Raw genomic sequence first — 18,813 nt, 5'->3', positions numbered from 1 at the left:
AGTTATCTCCTAATAAATTGACTCTCCCAACAAAGTATAAATCAACCCTGCCACAGATACCAGTATTACAATACTTCCGATGACACGGTTCAGTATCCAGATGCCACGCAGGTTGAATTTGGTACGCACCTTGTTTACAAAGTAAGTGATTCCGAGCCACCAGGTCAATGCTCCCGCAGCGATAGCAAAATATCCCGTTATCTCTTCAAAGACCAAAACGCCCTGCTGAACAAAGGCAAAACGGGCAAAAAGTCCGATAAACAGGAATATGATTAAAGGATTGGAAAGAGTGACAAAAAATGCGGTAATAAAATTATGGAAATAAGAGCCCTTGCTGGACGAAGCCGGACGGATAGAATTCACCGGATTGCTACGAAAAGTATAGATTCCGAAAAGAAGTAACATGACGCTACCCAGCAATTGCAGATAAAAACTGCCCTTATTAATATAATCTGATACAAAACTCATGCCGTAACCGGTCAGCAGAGCGTAAGCTATATCGCTCAAAGAGGCTCCCAGGCCTGTCACAAATCCGTACCAACGCCCCTTATTCAGAGTCCTTTGGATGCATAATACACCCACCGGACCGAGAGGTGCGGACACAACAACGCCAATAATAAAGCCTTTAACTAATATATCGAATATCGTCTCTATCTGAATCATTCCGCAAATATCGCATTTTTTTATGATATGAGGATAGGATATTAACGTTTTTTCCAACGAATTGCCCCTATTTCATGGAGTAAGAGAAATTTAAAATAACACTTCGAAAACGCAGGCAGCAGGAATTATGCGTTTTGTTCCCAACATCTGATTCATTATTGTACGATTATGAACTAATCCTAAATTAGCATCTGTCTACTTCTCGTCTTTAATAAATTTACGTCTGACATTGCATAAATCTATTCGTCTGACTATAGTGGTTCTTTCGTCTGACTATAGTCAGACGAAAATTCAACTATAGTTAGACAAAAGTTTAACTACAGTCAGACGAATAAATTTATGTATAACGAGTGCTAATTGATAGTATACAAGAAGCTAAACCTTAGAGAAACTAGGATTAGTTCATTATTGTACAGAAAATATACTAATTTATAAAAAGGAAAGCCGGAAAGATATTTATTTCCTTTTTTTTTCTCACCACCAATGAAATTGCTTATCTTTGCGCCACAGAAAAAGAGAAGAGTTTCTCCTGCAGAGACTTCAATCGTAAAATCGTAAATCGTAAAATCGTAAATATACAACATGATTCTTTTTTTCAGAACCCCTTCCAAGAGCGTGATTGCCGTAGAGAGCAATCATCAGCTCACCCCTGACGAAAGTAATAAACTCTGCTGGCTTTTTGGCGAAGCCGCGATGGAAAGTGAAGAAAACCTGAAAGGCTGTTTCGTTGGCCCGCGCCGCGAGATGATCACTCCCTGGAGTACAAACGCAGTAGAAATCACCCAAAACATGGGACTTGAAGGCATCAGCCGTATCGAGGAATACTTCTCCGTTAAGGACGAAAACGCTGACCACGACCCGATGCTGCAACGCATGTACAAAGGACTCGACCAAAACGTATTCACGACCAACCGCCAGCCGGAACCAATCATCTACATCGAAGACCTCGAAGTGTACAACGAAAAAGAAGGTCTGGCACTTTCTAAAGAAGAAATGGAGTATCTGAAGAAAGTGGAAAATGACCTCGGTCGTAAACTAACAGACTCCGAAGTTTTCGGTTTCGCACAAATCAACTCCGAACACTGCCGCCACAAAATCTTCGGCGGAACATTTATCATCGATGGTGTAGAACAGGAGTCTTCCCTGTTCCAGATGATTAAAAAGACGACACAGGAAAATCCGAATAAAATCATCTCTGCTTATAAAGACAATGTAGCCTTCGCCGAAGGTCCGGTGGTAGAACAGTTTGCTCCGGCAGACCACTCCAAGCCTGATTACTTCCAGGTGAAAGACATCAAGAGCGTTATCTCGCTGAAAGCGGAAACACATAACTTCCCAACTACCGTGGAACCGTTCAACGGTGCTTCTACCGGCACAGGCGGTGAAATCCGCGACCGTATGGGCGGTGGTAAAGGTTCATGGCCGATTGCAGGTACTGCTGTCTATATGACTTCTTACCCCCGCACGGATGAAGGACGCGAATGGGAAGAAATACTTCCGGTACGCAAATGGTTGTACCAGACTCCCGAGCAGATACTTATCAAGGCATCCAACGGTGCTTCCGACTTCGGTAATAAGTTCGGCCAACCGCTGATCTGTGGTTCCGTACTGACTTTCGAACATACGGAGAACAAAGAAGTGTATGGTTACGATAAAGTAATCATGCTTGCCGGCGGTGTAGGTTACGGCACACAACGTGACTGCCTGAAGGGTGCTCCCGAAGCAGGAAACAAGGTGGTAGTAATCGGTGGTGACAACTACCGCATCGGCCTTGGCGGTGGTTCCGTATCTTCAGTAGACACAGGCCGTTACAGCAGCGGCATCGAGCTGAACGCGGTTCAACGTGCCAACGCAGAAATGCAGAAACGTGCCAACAACGTAGTACGTGCTCTTTGCGAAGAAGAGGTGAATCCCGTTGTTTCCATCCACGACCACGGTTCGGCAGGACATGTAAACTGTCTTTCCGAGTTGGTGGAAGAATGTGGCGGTTTGATTGACATGAGCAAGCTACCTATCGGCGACAAGACCTTGTCGGCAAAAGAAATCATTGCCAACGAGAGCCAGGAACGTATGGGGCTGTTGATTAAAGAAGAAGCTATCGAACATGTACGCAAGATTGCCGAACGCGAACGCGCTCCGATGTACGTAGTCGGCGAAACAACCGGCGATCATCGTTTCGCTTTCCAGCAGGCTGACGGTGTACGTCCCTTCGACCTTGCCGTAGAACAGATGTTCGGTTCTTCTCCCAAGACTTACATGATTGACAAAACCGTAGAACGTCATTACGAAATGCCGAAATACGAATTGTCAAAACTCCATGAATATCTGACAAATGTATTACAGCTCGAAGCAGTAGCCTGCAAGGATTGGTTGACAAATAAGGTGGACCGCTCCGTGACAGGTAAAGTAGCCCGCCAGCAATGCCAGGGTGAACTTCAGTTGCCGTTGAGCGACTGTGGCGTCGTAGCACTCGACTATCGTGGCGAGAAAGGTATCGCTACTTCTATCGGACATGCTCCACAAGCAGCATTGGCGGATCCGGCTGCCGGCTCCATCCTTTCCGTATCCGAAGCATTGACCAACCTCGTTTGGGCTCCGATGGCAGAAGGTATGGACAGCATTTCCCTGTCTGCCAACTGGATGTGGCCTTGCCGCTCTCAGGAAGGTGAAGACGCCCGCCTTTACACAGCCGTTAAAGCATTGAGCGACTTCTGCTGCGCTTTGCAAATCAATGTTCCTACCGGAAAAGACTCCTTATCAATGACCCAGAAGTACCCGAACGGTGAAAAAGTAATTTCTCCGGGAACAGTGATTGTTTCCGCCGGCGGTGAAGTCTCCGATGTGAAGAAGGTAGTATCTCCGGTATTGGTAAACAACGAAAAGACAACTCTTTATCATATCGACTTCAGTTTTGACGAACTGAAACTCGGCGGTTCCGCTTTTGCGCAATCACTGGGTAAAGTAGGTGACGATGTGCCTTGCGTACAAGATGCCGAATACTTCCGTGATGCTTTCCTTGCCGTACAGGAGCTCGTAAACAAAGGACTGATTCTCGCCGGTCATGATATTTCTGCCGGTGGTCTGATCACTACACTGCTCGAAATGTGCTTCTCTAATGTAGAAGGTGGTATGGAAATCAGCCTTGACAAGATGAAAGAACAGGATATCATCAAGATTCTGTTTGCCGAAAATCCGGGTATCGTTATCCAGATCAGCGACAAGCACAAGGAAGAAGTGAAGAAGATACTGGAAGATGCCGGCGTAGGTTATATTAAACTGGGTAAACCGACTGACGAGCGCCATATCCTGGTATCCAAGGATGGTGCTACTTACCAGTTTGGCGTGGACTACATGCGTGATGTATGGTATTCTTCTTCTTACCTGCTCGACCGCAAACAGTCAATGAACGGCTGCGCCAAGAAACGTTTTGAAAACTACAAGATGCAACCCGTAGAATTCGCTTTCATGCCGGAATTCAAAGGGAAGCTCTCCCAATACGGCATCACTCCCGACCGTCGTACTCCGAGTGGTATCCGCGCGGCTATCATCCGTGAGAAAGGCACGAACGGTGAACGTGAAATGGCATACTCACTCTATCTGGCAGGCTTTGACGTAAAAGACGTTACGATGACCGACCTTATCAGCGGACGTGAGACACTAGAAGACGTAAACATGATTGTTTACTGCGGTGGTTTCTCCAACTCCGACGTACTGGGTTCTGCCAAAGGATGGGCAGGCGGGTTCCTGTTCAACCCGAAAGCGAAAGAAGCACTCGACAAATTCTATGCTCGTGAAGATACGCTCTCACTGGGTATTTGCAACGGTTGCCAATTGATGATGGAACTTGGTCTTATCAATCCGGAACATAAGAAAAAAGGCAAGATGCTGCACAATGATTCCCACAAATTCGAGTCAACATTTGTCGGCTTGACTATCCCGACAAACCGCAGTGTAATGTTCGGTTCACTAAGCGGAAGCAAACTAGGTATCTGGGTAGCACACGGAGAAGGTAAATTCTCACTGCCGTACGATGAAGACAAATACAATGTAGTCGCAAAATACAGTTACGATGAGTATCCTGGCAACCCGAACGGCTCAGACTACTCCATCGCAGGACTTGCTAGTGCAGACGGACGTCATTTGGCGATGATGCCTCACTTGGAGCGCGCCATCTTCCCCTGGCAGAACGGATGTTATCCGGCAGACCGCAAGAACTGCGACCAGGTTACTCCGTGGATCGAAGCATTTGTCAACGCCCGCAAATGGGTTGAAGAAAAAGTGAAATAAAGATTTCCTTTATAATTTAGTTAAGAAAAGCTGGTATTTTTTCGAGATACCAGCTTTTTCTTTTTCACTTTCTTACTACCACAATTCCTTTTTTTGCAACTAAACATTCCATAAATAAACAGCATATACAAATAACCATAAAATACCTGATTCGCTCCAATTTAAGAGCTACGCAATCTTAGCTTAAAATTTTGCAGTATCGAAAATTCTTCTTAATTTTGTCAGACTTTCCCCCTCTAAAACAAGATTCAATAACCCTTAAAAGTCCTATTTGTATGAAAAAGTGGATTTTTCTATTATTATTGTTTCCTTTAGCTTGTATCGCTCAGACCTATCAATATCTAGGAGTAGAGGATGGATTAAGCAACAGACGAGTTTATCGCATTCAAAAAGATAGAACCGGTTATATGTGGTTCCTTACGCACGAAGGCATTGATAGATACAACGGAAAAGACTTCAAGCGATATAAGCTGATGGATGGTGACACTGAAGTAAACTCTCTATTAAACCTCAACTGGCTATACATTGACCGGAATGGAGTTCTATGGGAAATCGGCAAGAAAGGCAAGATATTTCAGTATGACGAAGTACATGACCGTTTCGATCTTGTCTACAAGTTGCCGATAGAGAGTTTTCGTGACCTGCCTGCCCCGATCAGTTATGCATGGCTGGACCAGAACAATCATATATGGCTATGTAATGAAGAAACCATCTTCCTGTATAATACAGCGACTGCTCAGGTATGTCCCATAAAAAACGAAATAAAAGAAGAAATCACAGACATTGAGCAGATTGATGAATCCCATTACTTTATTGGTACTGAAATGGGAATCCACTATGCCAAACTGGAAAATAATACTCTGGAACTTATCAATTGTGACAAACTGGAGAATGTGAAAGTCCAAGTCAGTGATTTGCATTTCGACAGAAAAGCGGGCAAACTGTTCATAGGAACTTTCCTGCGAGGTGTTTTTGTATATGATATGAACATCAAGTCTGTCGTACAACCGGACAATAACTTGAAAGATATTACTATCAACAAATTCAAACCGCTAAACGACAAAGAATTACTGATAGCCACGGACGGTGGCGGCGTGCATAAGATGAATGTCGAAACTTTCCGGTTTGAGCCTTATATCATCACAGACTACAATAGCAATAATGGCATGAACGGCAACAGTATCAACGACATTTATGTGGATGATGAAGAAAGGATTTGGCTCGCAAATTATCCTATTGGAGTAACGTTACAAAATAACCGCTATTCCAGCTACAAATGGATAAAGCACTCCATTGGCAACAAACAGTCCTTAATCAATGACCAAGTAAATGCAATCATTGAAGACAGCGACGGAGACTTATGGTACGCTACGAATAATGGAATCAGCTTTTTTAACTCAAAAACCGGCCAATGGCGTTCTGTGCTCAGTTCATTTGAGAAGTCGCAAGAAAACAAGAGCCATATATTCCTCACTCTTTGCGAGGTGGCTCCCGGAACTATTTGGGCTGGCGGCTATTCTTCCGGTGCTTATCAGATAGACAAGAAATCATTTAATGTCAGTTATTTCATGCCGCCGCTATACACCCAAACCAGTATGCGGCCGGACAAGTATATACGTGACATCCGTATGGATTCACAAGGTTACATCTGGTCAGGCGGATTTTACAACCTTAAACGCATTCGTTTGCAAACCCAGGACGTACGGTTCTACCCCGGTTTGAACTCCATTACTGCCATTGTCGAGAAGGATGATAAAAGCATGTGGATAGGCAGTGCCACAGGGTTATACTTGCTGGACAAAGAATCCGGGAAATGGGAACGCATCAAACTTCCCGTAGAATCAACCTATATCTACTCTTTGTATCAGGCAAAGAACGGGTCATTATATATAGGTACAAGCGGCTCAGGACTCTTGATCTATGATTTTAACAAAAAGCTGTTCACTCATTACTACTCGGAAAACTGCGCTCTGATATCCAATAACATCTATACTATATTGTCGGATGCGGATAAGGAAATACTAATGGGTACGGAAAGCGGGTTAACCAGCTTCTATCCGGAACAAAAAAAGTTCCATAATTGGACGAAAGATATGGGATTAATGACTACGCACTTCAACGCGCTGTCAGGCGTATTACGCAAAAACAACAACTTTGTCTTCGGAAGTTCTGACGGAGCAATCGAATTCCACAAAGATATGAAGTTACCCAGAAGTTATTCATCCAAGATGCTTTTCAGCGACTTCAAACTTTTCTATCAGACTATCTATCCGGGGGATAACAATTCTCCCCTGAAAGAAAGTATCAATGATACCAAAGTACTGGAATTAAAATACAATCAAAATATATTCTCCTTAAAGGTTTCTTCCATCAACTATGATTATCCTTCAAACATTCTCTATTCCTGGAAACTGGAAGGATTCTACGAAGAATGGAGTAAGCCTAGCAGCGAAAGTATAATACGTTACACTAACCTTGCCCCTGGAACATACACACTGAGAGTACGTGCCATCTCCAACGAAGATAAACGTATCGTACTCGAAGAGAGAAACATGGACATTATCATTGCCCAGCCATTTTGGTTGACGTTCTGGGCAATGCTGTTATATGCAGGCATCCTTTTCCTTATTGGTGCCATTTTACTACGTATTCTCATTTTAAGGAAACAGCGCAAAGTCTCTGATGAAAAAATACACTTCTTCATCAATACGGCACACGACATACGCACTCCATTGACGCTAATCAAAGCCCCCTTGGAAGAACTTCGTGAAAAAGAAGTGTTAAGCAAAGAAGGCATTTCAAATATGAATACGGCTTTACGTAACGTAAATGCCTTGCTTCGCCTCACAACCAATCTTATCAACTTTGAACGGGCGGACGTATATTCTTCCGAGCTATACATTTCGGAACATGAGCTCAATACGTTTATGAATGAAATATTCAATGCGTTCCAGCAATATGCCAATATCAAACATATCAACTTCACTTACGAAAGCAATTTCAGATATATGAATGTCTGGTTTGATAAGGAGAAAATGGCATCTATCTTTAAAAATATCATTTCAAACGCATTAAAATATACGCCTGAAAACGGAAACGTACAGGTTTTCGTTTCAGAGACTTCCGATTCGTGGAGCGTGGAGGTCAGAGATACAGGTATCGGCATTCCGGCTAATGAGCAAAACAAGCTGTTCAAGCTCCATTTCCGCGGCAGTAACGCTATCAACTCCAAAGTGACCGGTAGCGGTATCGGACTGATGCTTGTGTGGAAGTTAGTACGGTTGCACAAGGGAAAAATTAACTTGTCGAGCGTAGAGAACCAAGGTTCTGTGATTAAAATCACTTTCCCGAAAGACAGCAAACTTTATCGGAAAGCGCATTTGGCAACTCCAAGTAAACAACAACGTCAGGAGATTAAGACTATCGGTGATGTTCCGCCTCCATCACCTGAGATTTACGAAACTGCACAAAAGAAAGAAAATGCAGGGCATCAACGGATCTTAATTGTAGAAGATAACGATGAATTACGCGGTTATCTGTCACAAACATTATCTGATGACTATACTATTCAAGTTTGCTCTAACGGAAAAGAAGCATTGACAATCATTCCCGAATATAAACCGGAATTGGTTATCTCCGATATCATGATGCCGGAAATGCGAGGAGACGAACTGTGCAAAACCATCAAGAACCATATCGAAACATCACACATCCCCGTTATCTTGTTGACAGCCCTCAACAACGAGAAAGATATTCTCGCGGGACTCCATATCGGTGCGGACGAATATGTGGTGAAACCTTTCAATATCGGTATCTTGAAAGCGAATATCTCCAATCTGCTGGCCAACCGCGCTCTCCTGCGCAGCAAGTATGCAAGCCTGGAACTGGAAGACGAAGAAAACGATGGAGATTTCATCAATTGCTCGCAGGATATTGACTGGAAGTTTATCGCAAGCGTAAAGAAAAACGTAGAAGATAACATAGACAATCCGGCTCTCACGGTAGACGTACTCTGCAGTCTGATGGGCATGAGCCGCACTAGCTTCTACAACAAGCTGAGAGCACTGACCGACCAGGCACCGGGAGATTATATCCGGCTGATTCGCCTGAAACGTGCCATACAGTTGCTTAAAGAAGACGCACATAGCATAACAGAAATAGCGGAGATGACAGGATTTAGTGATGCCAAATACTTCCGCGAAGTATTTAAGAAGCATTATAACGTAAGTCCCAGCCAATACTTCAAAGAAAAGAAAGTAATAAATAAGGAAGAAGGAGAAAAAGAGAAATGAACATTTATCTCGAATCATTTGGAATCTTTTTTAAGATAGGCGCTTTTACCATTGGCGGCGGATATGCAATGGTACCGTTAATCGAAAATGAAATCGTAACGAAGCGGAAATGGATAGCACAGGAAGATTTTATCGACTTGCTGGCTATCTCCCAGTCTGCCCCCGGCATCCTGGCAGTTAATATTTCTATCTTTATAGGATATAAGCTGCGCGGCATCCGGGGAAGTATTGTCACGGCATTAGGAACAATTCTACCATCTTTCATTATTATATTGGCTATCGCCCTGTTCTTCCATAATTTCAAAGACAATCCGATAGTGGAACGTATCTTCAAAGGTATCCGTCCGGCAGTAGTAGCACTTATCGCCGCCCCGACTTTTACAATGGGACGATCAGCGAAAATCAACCGCTATAACCTGTGGATTCCCGTTGTTTCAGCACTGCTTATCTGGCTGTTGGGCTTCTCTCCTATTTGGATTATCATTGCGGCAGGTGTAGGCGGATTCTTATGGGGAAAGGTTAGAAAAGTGGAGAGTTGAGAAAAAACGGATTACATAAACTAATTATAATGACATAATTATTAAACATATGATTTATCTACAGTTATTCTATACATTTTTCAAGATCGGACTTTTCGGTTTCGGTGGCGGTTATGCCATGCTTTCCATGATTCAAGGCGAGGTGGTGACCCGCTATGGATGGGTAAGTTCGCAGGAGTTCACGGATATTGTCGCTATCAGCCAGATGACACCGGGGCCGATAGGCATCAATGCGGCAACTTATGTAGGATTTACTTCGACAGGCAGTGTCTGGGGTTCCATCATTGCTACTTTCGCAGTAGTTCTCCCCTCTTTTATCTTAATGCTGACTATCAGCAAATTTTTTCTGAAATACCAGAAACATCCGGTAGTAGAATCCATCTTCAGCGGGCTGCGACCAGCAGTCGTAGGACTGCTGGCTTCTGCCGCACTGGTATTAATGAATGTAGAGAATTTCGGTTCGCCAATGGAAGATACTTATTCATTCGTTATCAGCGTCATTATATTCCTGATTGCTTTTATCGGAACTAGAAAATATAAAGCAAACCCGATTCTGATGATTATCGCCTGCGGTATTGCAGGATTGCTGCTTTATTAAATCAAGAATCTTATTAAAGTTTTACTTTCTTACTTACAGATTTCGATTCATTATGAAGACGGTCCAAAGCTGTTACCACGTAGCGGTGTTTTGTTTTTCCAGTTTCGTATGGGAGTCTGTAGAAAGGATTGCGGGTGATGTCTACAATATGTGAAGGATCGTCGAGATTCACCTTTTCTTTTCCGTCAAAGCGGTAGACTACATATTGAACAGCTTTATCCATTTCTGTTTCTGCTTTCGGAGCAGTCCAGAAAAGAACATAACCATCTTCTGTCCATACTTTCTTCATCTTGCGCACTTTTCCCGGAGCCTTGTCATCCATAAAGTCAAAAACAGGAATCAGAGCAGGATACTTATGGTATTCACCGACTAAAGCGTCGCGGTATCTTCCTTGATTTTCGACAACTGCCGATGCATACCATTGGCAACTACCGCCAATCGTCTGATAAGCACGCTGCAAAGCCATCTTCCGTGGAAGCTGATTGATGGAAGGGTTCTGAGGATCAGCATGCTGAATAGTATTCGGTACAGACTGACCGATAAACAACGGGCGGTTTTCCGAGTGGGTAGCCCACCATTTCACCAATGTCTCATAATCGGCTGCCTTATGACCGATTTCCCAATATATCTGCGGAATATTATAGTCAATCCAGCCTTCACGTGCCCAAAGCAGGACATCGGCATACAAGTCATCGTAATTCTGCAAACCGTTCGTTTTACTTCCCAACGGGTCGCTCTTCTGATTACGGTAAATGCCAAACGGACTGATACCGAACTTCACCCACGGCTTTATCCCGCGGATAGTCTCATGAAGCTTCTTTATCAGCACATTGACATTACTACGACGCCAGTCCGCCTTATTCGTGAATCCACCGCCATAACGGGCAAAGCTCGCATCATCCGGAAAGTCCAGTCCTTTCACCGGATAAGGATAAAAATAATCGTCCATATGGATAGCATCCACATCATAGCGGGACACGATATCGGTCACGATCTTACAGATGTATTCCCGGCTTTCGGGAAGTGCCGGATCGAAGTATAGCTGATCACCATAAGTAACGAACCATTCAGGATGCTGATGGTAAATATGTTCCGGAGCCAACTGGTTCTTCAATGAAGTCTTCACACGATAAGGATTAATCCAGGCATGAAACTCCATATTCCTTTTCTGGCACTCTTCAATCATAAACTGCATCGGATCCCACATAGGAGAAGGAACCTGTCCTTGCGTACCGGTCAGGAAGCGACTCCACGGTTCATGTTGCGAAGCGTACAGTGCATCCGCTTCGGGACGTACCTGGAAGATAATCGCATTAATGCCGGCTCCCTGAAGAGAGTTCAACTGACCAATCAACGTCTGTTTCAGCCGTTCGGTAGGAATACCACGGAACTGCCCGTTGACAGCCTGTATCCATGCTGCACGAAATTCACGTTTGGGATATTTATTGCCGGTTGGCACCTGCGCCCTCACTCCTACCGCAAGAAGAAGAGCTAAAAGTAAAAGATAGTTTTTCAGCTTCATAATATTCTTAAATCGTAATAATGTGACGCAAAGATAATACAAACTCCCGATAAATTCGCTAACTTTGCCGACTACCATAAAACAAGGAGTATTTTATGTCAGAAAACAACTATATTTCGATAAAAGGTGCACGAGTCAACAACCTTAAAAACATCGATGTAGATATACCACGCAACAAACTTGTTGTAATCACCGGATTATCGGGTTCCGGAAAATCTTCCCTCGCTTTTGATACGCTCTATGCCGAGGGACAACGCCGTTATGTAGAAAGCCTTAGCAGCTATGCACGCCAGTTCCTGGGACGGATGAGCAAACCGGAATGTGACTTCATCAAAGGTATTCCGCCCGCCATTGCCATCGAACAGAAAGTAAACAGCCGCAATCCGCGTTCTACGGTGGGAACTTCGACCGAGATTTACGAATATCTCCGCCTGCTCTACTCTCGCGTAGGGAAAACATACAGCCCTGTCAGCGGGCAAGAAGTGAAGAAGCATTCGACTGAAGATATTGTCAACTGCATGCTCTCGTATCCGGAAGGTACGAGATATACAGTGCTGACACCCATTCGCCTGCGTGAAGACCGCACCCTGCAACAACAACTGGAAATAGACTTGAAACAGGGATTCAACCGTATCGAAGTGAACGGTGAAATGAAGCGTATGGACGAATATACGCCCGTGGCAGGTGATGAAGTCTATCTGTTGGTAGACCGTATGGCGGTAACCAACAGCAAAGATGCCATCAGCCGGCTCACCGACTCTGCCGAAACAGCCATGTATGAAGGTGACGGAACCTGTATGTTGCGTTTCTATCTTCCGGATGAGACAACAAAGCTACACACTTTCAGCACGAAATTCGAAGCAGACGGCATCGTCTTTGAAGAGCCGAACGACCAGATGTTCTCGTTCAACTCTCCCATCGGCGCCTGTCCCAGCTGCGAAGGTTTCGGAAAAGTGATCGGCATTGACGAACATCTGGTTGTGCCGAACCGTTCTTTATCGGTTTATGAAGGGGCTATCGTATGCTGGCGTGGCGAGAAGATGGGAGAATGGAAAGACGAATTGATCCACAACGCGGACAAGTTTGATTTCCCGATATTCACTCCTTATTATGAGTTGACGGATGCACAGCGCCGGTTACTGTGGGAAGGTAACCAATACTTCCACGGCATCAACGATTTCTTCAAGATGCTGGAAGAAAATCAATACAAGATACAATATCGTGTGATGCTCGCACGTTACCGGGGAAAGACACTTTGCCCGAAATGTCACGGCACACGTCTGAAACCGGAAGCCGGATATGTACGGGTGGGCGGTAAGAATATCTCCGAACTGGTAGATTTACCTATTACGGAATTAAAGCAGTTCTTTGACGGACTGGAACTCAACGAGCACGACAGTGACGTAGCCCGCCGTATCCTGATTGAAATCAACAACCGTATCCACTTCCTGATTGATGTAGGCTTGGGATACTTGACCTTGAACCGTCTCAGTAATTCCCTGTCCGGTGGAGAAAGCCAACGTATCAATCTGGCGACATCATTAGGCAGCAGCCTTGTAGGCAGTCTTTATATTCTCGACGAGCCAAGTATCGGGCTTCACAGCCGTGATACAGACCGGTTGATTTATGTATTACGCCAACTGCAACAATTAGGCAACACGGTAGTGGTCGTGGAACATGACGAAGAAATCATCCGTGCCGCAGATTATATCATCGACATAGGCCCCAATGCCGGACGCTTGGGTGGAGAGGTCGTTTATCAAGGCGACATGAAAGACTTGAAAAAGGGAAGTAATAGCCACACAGTGCGTTATCTTCTGGGAGAAGAGGAAATTCCCGTTCCCGAACACCGCCGTCCGTGGAATAACTACATAGAATTGAAAGGTGCCCGCGAGAATAATCTGAAAGGAGTAGACGTCCGTTTCCCGCTTAACGTAATGACGGTCGTTACTGGAGTTTCCGGTTCCGGAAAAAGTACGTTAGTAAGGGATATTTTCTTCCGGGCATTGAAACGTGAATTGGACGAATGCAGTGACCGACCGGGAGAGTTCTCTTCTATCAGCGGCAGTCTGCGCGACCTGCGGAACGTGGAATTTGTAGACCAGAACCCGATTGGCAAATCATCACGTTCTAATCCGGTAACCTACATCAAAGCGTATGACGAAATCCGTAAACTGTGGTCTGAGCAACCGCTAGCCAAACAAATGGGTTATACAGCCGGATTCTTCAGTTTCAACAGCGAAGGCGGGCGTTGCGAAGAGTGTAAGGGTGATGGAACCATTACTGTAGAAATGCAGTTCATGGCAGACTTGGTATTGGAATGTGAATCCTGCCACGGGAAACGTTTCAAATCCGATACGCTGGAAGTGAAATTCCATGATAAAAGTATCTATGATGTATTGGAAATGACCGTGAACCAGGCTATTGAATTCTTCAACGAGCACGGACAGAAGAAAATTGTGAAGAAGTTGCTTCCCTTACAGGACGTAGGGTTAGGATATATCAAACTGGGACAATCCTCTTCCACCCTTTCCGGCGGTGAGAACCAGCGTGTGAAACTGGCATTCTACCTGAGCCAGGAGAAAGCAGACCCGACTATGTTTATCTTCGACGAACCGACTACAGGATTACATTTCCACGACATCCGCAAACTATTGGATGCTTTCGACGCGCTTATCCGTCGAGGACATAGCATCGTTATTATCGAGCACAACATGGACGTTATCAAATGTGCTGATTATGTGATTGACCTCGGTCCTGAAGGTGGAGATAAAGGGGGAAATATAGTAGCAGTAGGTACTCCCGAAGAAGTGGCGGCTTGCGAGGCAAGCTATACGGGACGGTTTTTGAAAGAAAAGCTGGGATAAGTTGAGAATGGAGAGTTGAGAGTTACTATGCAGCAAATAACTCTCAACTTATTTAAAGGTAGAATCCGAACCCTATCTTAACGCCGAAACGTGACATATCACCATCGTTGAAACGCCATTTGTAGTAAACGGCAGGTTCGATAGTTACTGTGCGTGAAAGGAAATAAGCATAGCCAGCTTCAATACCCAATCCCCAGTCAGTCTGATGCTTGCCGCCACTCCAACGGAAACGGTTCCAATCAAGTCCGCCACCCAGATAAATGCCGGTTTTATTAAAGTAAAAACGTACACCCGTACCCAATGTGTATTCATCCACCGGTTTCGACCAGTCAGCTCCGGCGTTTACCATCAGGGCAATACCTTCGGCAAAGAACGTACCGACCTGTGCACCAAGGCCAAATTTTGCTTTGTCATTTTTACTATACGAAAAGTCCAATCCTGACAATGAAGGATTAATAATCGTGGTTCCTTTCTCAAATTGTGCCTGTGCAGTGAAAGAGACTGCCAATAAGCAAAGAGCTAAAGCTAATTTCTTCATAAACTTACTTTTTTAAGTGAATAGATTGTTCGTCTTTTTTGCGGCGTTCACGCATTTGTTCCTTTTTACGAAGCACTAACCAAAGAAGAAAGACAATGACATAAGAGATACCCACCGTCAGAATTTTCTCTGTCAAACTAACTTCAGTGTTACGTGGCAACAAATAAGCCGCCGTTACTGATACATAAATAAGGAATGCTAACGCAACTCCCGTTGATTTCTTTATTTTCTTCATTCTGATAATTTTCTTGTTTTCTGCTTGCCCAGCCAGACATAGAACCAAGCTGCCGCAATCACCACACACGCTATGCCGATGCCATAGGAGAGTGCATGCGAAAGTCCCAATCCTTCGGGAGCAATACATATATAAGTTGAACATACACTTGTCATAAACAGTGCAGGTATCAAAGTAATGATATAAGGTTTTCTGGATACCGCCAGGAAGACTGTTATAGCCCACAGGGTAAACACAGCCAAAGTCTGGTTAGCCCAAGCAAAATAACGCCATATCATATTAAATCCGTTCGCATCACGTAAGCTATACAAAAGCAGACCGATAGCAACTACGAACATCGGAATACAAATGTACAAACGACGACGCATACTTTTTTGCTCCATGCCCAAAAAGTCCGCCACAATCAGACGGGCAGAACGGAAAGCCGTATCTCCCGAAGTAATCGGAGCGGCGATGACTCCCAAAATAGCAAGCACTCCACCGATTGCCCCCAACCATTCTTTTGTAATGGCATCCACAATAACGGAAGCATTGCTTTCTTCCATTCCATTCTTGTGGAAAAAGTAAGTAGCAGCGGCAGCCCAAATAAGAGCAACGATTCCTTCGGTAATCATCGCACCGTAGAACACTGGTCGACCGTGACGCTCCGAAGTCATGCAACGTGCCATTAACGGACTCTGCGTAGCATGGAAACCGGAAATTGCACCACAGGCAATGCTCACAAACATAATCGGGAAAATAGGAAGCTCACTGGCTTCCGGATTCGTATTCTGTAGTCCTTCCCATAATTCCGGCAAAGCGGGATGATTGACATAAAGCATCACTAAGATTCCTACTGCCATAAACAGGAGAGCTACTGCAAACAACGGATAAATTTTGCCTATGATTTTATCAACAGGCAATAAAGTAGCCAAAATATAATAAGCAAACACAACGATAATCCAAAATGTTGCATCCAGACTTTCCGGTGTGAGCTTTGCCAACAGTCCCGCAGGACCAGCAACGAAAACAGAACCTACCAAAATCATCAGGATAACGGTAAATCCTCTCATGACCTGCTTTGTCGTAATCCCCAAATACCGACCAATAATCTCCGGCAAACTCTCTCCACCATTCCGTAATGAAAGCATCCCGGCAAAATAATCGTGCACCGCACCGGCAAAAATACTACCCAATACAATCCACAAATAGGAAGAACTACCGAATTTAGCTCCCATTATTGCCCCGAATATCGGACCGAGTCCTGCAATATTAAGAAACTGAATCATAAAGATTTTCCAGGTTGGCAATGGAATATAGTCCACTCCATCAGCCTTGGTCAGAGCCGGTGTTTTACGGCCATCAGGTCCAAAGACGCGCTCCATCAGACGTCCATACGTAAAATAGCCTACTATCAGCGCCAGCAGGCATAGAGTAAATGTTATCATAGTGTGTCGTTTTTTAGCTTGGCAAATGTAACATAATCTCACGAAACAGCCCAACATTACCGACACTTTTACTAACTTTGCAGGGATTTAAAACAAAAAATAAAGAATATGCGTCGATATATTTTCATTCTTTCACTTTTGTTTCCTTTCCTCTCCGTAGCTGCACAGCCCAAGCATGAGGTTCGTGCCGCCTGGCTCACTGCTCTGTATGGTCTTGACTGGCCTCGTACACGTGCTTTAAGTCCTCAAAGTATCCGCAAGCAAAAGGAAGAATTGGTGGATATTCTCGATAAGCTAAAAGCTGCCAACTTCAATACCGTCCTGTTTCAGACACGTACACGCGGGGACGTGTTATATCCCTCGTCTATCGAACCTTTCAACTCTATCCTGACAGGAAAATCCGGTGGAAATCCCGGATATGACCCGCTTGCCTTTGCCATTGAGGAATGTCATAAGCGGGGAATGGAGTGCCACGCCTGGATGGTGACTATCCCATTGGGAAACAGGAAACACGTTGCCTCTCTCGGCAGCCGTTCCGTCACCAAACGGATGAAAGACATTTGTGTACCTTATAAGAATGAGTATTTCCTCAATCCGGGACATCCGGGAACCAAAGAGTATCTGATGAAACTGGTGCGGGAAGTCGTAAGCCGTTATGATATAGACGGAGTGCATTTCGATTATCTGCGTTATCCGGAGAATGCTCCTCTCTTTCCCGACAAGTACGATTTCCGCCGATACGGCAAAGGGCGTACAATAGAGCAATGGCGACGGGACAATATTTCGGAAATCGTACGCTATATATATAAAGGTGTAAAAGCGATGAAACCGTGGGTGAAGCTCAGTGCCAGTCCGGTAGGAAAATACCGGGATACCTCGCGTTACCCTTCCCGTGGGTGGAATGCTTTCTTTACTGTTTATCAAGACCCGCAAGGATGGCTCGGCGAAGGCATCATAGACCAGATATATCCGATGATGTATTTCCAGGGAAACAGTTTCTATCCTTTTGCCCTCGACTGGCAGGAACAAAGCAACGGACGGCAAGTGATTCCGGGACTCGGCATCTATTTCCTTCATCCCGACGAAGGTAAATGGACACGTGATGAGATAGACCGCCAAATAAACTTCATCCGCAATCATAAAATGGCTGGTGAAGGACACTACCGTGTGAAATATCTCATGGAAAACACACAAGGCATTTATGATGAACTGGCCGAAAACTTCTACGCATATCCGGCTTTACAGCCTCCCATGCCCTGGCTGGACAATGTTCCGCCTACGGCTCCATCCGAACTGAAAATAACCCATATCGACAATGGATACACAGAATTAAAATGGCAGGCTGCTACGGATAATGATCCGCATAATAATCCGATGTACGTTATTTATGCTTCCAATGAGTATCCAGTAGATACCAGCCGGCCAAAAAATATCGTAGCACAGAATATCAGGGAGACAAGTTATATCTACGCCCCTATCCTGCCTTGGAATGCTAAAAAACATTTCGCTGTTACAGCTGTAGACCGTTACGGAAATGAAAGCGTAGCGATACAAGAAGGAAACTAGAAGTATCAAGTAAAGACGTATATAAAATCAAAGAAAAATAACCATTCAAGTTCAATTTGTAACACAAAGGAGAAATAACCTTGATGCAGCTATACGTTTTATTCAAAACCGGTACGAAATGAATCAAATATCCAATTATCGATGCGGATTTGAATTAAATAAGAATAAAAGCAGCTATCTATCATGCCTATACTTTGTCTATTTTAGTGTAGTATTAGGTGAGATTACCCATTTAAAGGCATAAGAATGCACGTTTTATAGGACGACAACCTGTATATG

Annotated in this window: 11 protein-coding genes; 6 read left to right on the top strand and 5 right to left on the bottom strand. The window is 44.4% G+C overall.

The features are described from left to right. Positions 1 to 9: 9 nt before the first annotated feature. Positions 10 to 663 carry a LysE family translocator gene (locus CLIN57ABFB40_RS02475; RefSeq protein WP_175628733.1) on the bottom strand — a complete coding sequence of 218 codons (654 nt, stop codon included), beginning with the start codon at positions 661 to 663 and terminating at the stop codon, positions 10 to 12. Positions 664 to 1,245: 582 nt separating this feature from the next. Here CLIN57ABFB40_RS02475 and purL point away from each other — a divergent pair. The 4 genes from purL to CLIN57ABFB40_RS02455 all read left to right on the top strand — a co-directional run bounded on the left by purL (position 1,246) and on the right by CLIN57ABFB40_RS02455 (position 10,379). Continuing rightward, positions 1,246 to 4,950: a phosphoribosylformylglycinamidine synthase gene (purL, locus tag CLIN57ABFB40_RS02470; RefSeq protein WP_175628732.1), complete on the top strand. Its 3,705-nt coding sequence runs from the start codon at positions 1,246 to 1,248 to the stop codon at positions 4,948 to 4,950. Positions 4,951 to 5,225: 275 nt separating this feature from the next. After that, on the top strand, positions 5,226 to 9,242 hold the full coding sequence (locus tag CLIN57ABFB40_RS02465; RefSeq protein WP_175628731.1) for a two-component regulator propeller domain-containing protein: 4,017 nt from the start codon (positions 5,226 to 5,228) through the stop codon (positions 9,240 to 9,242). Continuing rightward, complete coding sequence (locus CLIN57ABFB40_RS02460; protein WP_175628730.1) at positions 9,239 to 9,781, top strand: chromate transporter; 543 nt, start codon at positions 9,239 to 9,241, stop codon at positions 9,779 to 9,781. Before CLIN57ABFB40_RS02465 ends, CLIN57ABFB40_RS02460 begins: the two co-directional genes overlap by 4 nt. Positions 9,782 to 9,830: 49 nt before the next feature. Continuing rightward, positions 9,831 to 10,379, top strand: coding sequence for a chromate transporter (locus tag CLIN57ABFB40_RS02455; protein WP_175628729.1), 549 nt, complete (start codon positions 9,831 to 9,833; stop codon positions 10,377 to 10,379). Positions 10,380 to 10,392: 13 nt separating this feature from the next. On the opposite strand, the gene CLIN57ABFB40_RS02450 is transcribed toward CLIN57ABFB40_RS02455, so the two are convergent. After that, entirely contained in the window at positions 10,393 to 11,979 is a 1,587-nt protein-coding gene (locus CLIN57ABFB40_RS02450; RefSeq protein ID WP_410489585.1) for a glycoside hydrolase family 10 protein, read from the bottom strand. Positions 11,980 to 11,996: 17 nt separating this feature from the next. Here CLIN57ABFB40_RS02450 and uvrA point away from each other — a divergent pair, with 17 nt between their 5' ends. Then, a complete protein-coding gene (gene uvrA / locus CLIN57ABFB40_RS02445; RefSeq protein WP_175628727.1) occupies positions 11,997 to 14,768 on the top strand; it encodes an excinuclease ABC subunit UvrA in 2,772 nt (923 codons plus the stop codon). 52 nt (positions 14,769 to 14,820) lie between these two features. Here the strand turns inward: uvrA and CLIN57ABFB40_RS02440 are convergent, their stop codons facing one another. From CLIN57ABFB40_RS02440 to CLIN57ABFB40_RS02430, 3 genes are read right to left on the bottom strand one after another with little or no spacing between them, the layout of a single operon-like run. Beyond that, on the bottom strand, positions 14,821 to 15,306 hold the full coding sequence (locus tag CLIN57ABFB40_RS02440) for an outer membrane beta-barrel protein (protein ID WP_022138348.1): 486 nt from the start codon (positions 15,304 to 15,306) through the stop codon (positions 14,821 to 14,823). A 4-nt stretch (positions 15,307 to 15,310) separates the two neighbouring features. Then, complete coding sequence (locus CLIN57ABFB40_RS02435) at positions 15,311 to 15,541, bottom strand: hypothetical protein (RefSeq protein ID WP_175628726.1); 231 nt, start codon at positions 15,539 to 15,541, stop codon at positions 15,311 to 15,313. Then, entirely contained in the window at positions 15,538 to 16,968 is a 1,431-nt protein-coding gene (locus tag CLIN57ABFB40_RS02430) for a carbon starvation protein A (RefSeq protein ID WP_175628725.1), read from the bottom strand. The genes CLIN57ABFB40_RS02435 and CLIN57ABFB40_RS02430 overlap by 4 nt, the downstream gene beginning before the upstream one ends. Before the next feature lie 108 nt (positions 16,969 to 17,076). Between CLIN57ABFB40_RS02430 and CLIN57ABFB40_RS02425 the strand changes: the two genes are divergently transcribed. Continuing rightward, positions 17,077 to 18,534 (top strand): glycoside hydrolase family 10 protein, encoded by a 1,458-nt coding sequence (locus tag CLIN57ABFB40_RS02425; RefSeq protein WP_175628724.1) that lies wholly within the window; start codon positions 17,077 to 17,079, stop codon positions 18,532 to 18,534. The last annotated feature ends 279 nt before the right edge of the window (positions 18,535 to 18,813 follow it).

It is taken from the genome of Bacteroides acidifaciens (assembly GCF_903181435.1).
Taxonomy (GTDB): Bacteria; Bacteroidota; Bacteroidia; order Bacteroidales; family Bacteroidaceae; genus Bacteroides.
The sequence above is the reverse complement of the archived record's forward strand: the minus strand, read 5'-3'. Positions and strand labels throughout refer to the sequence as shown.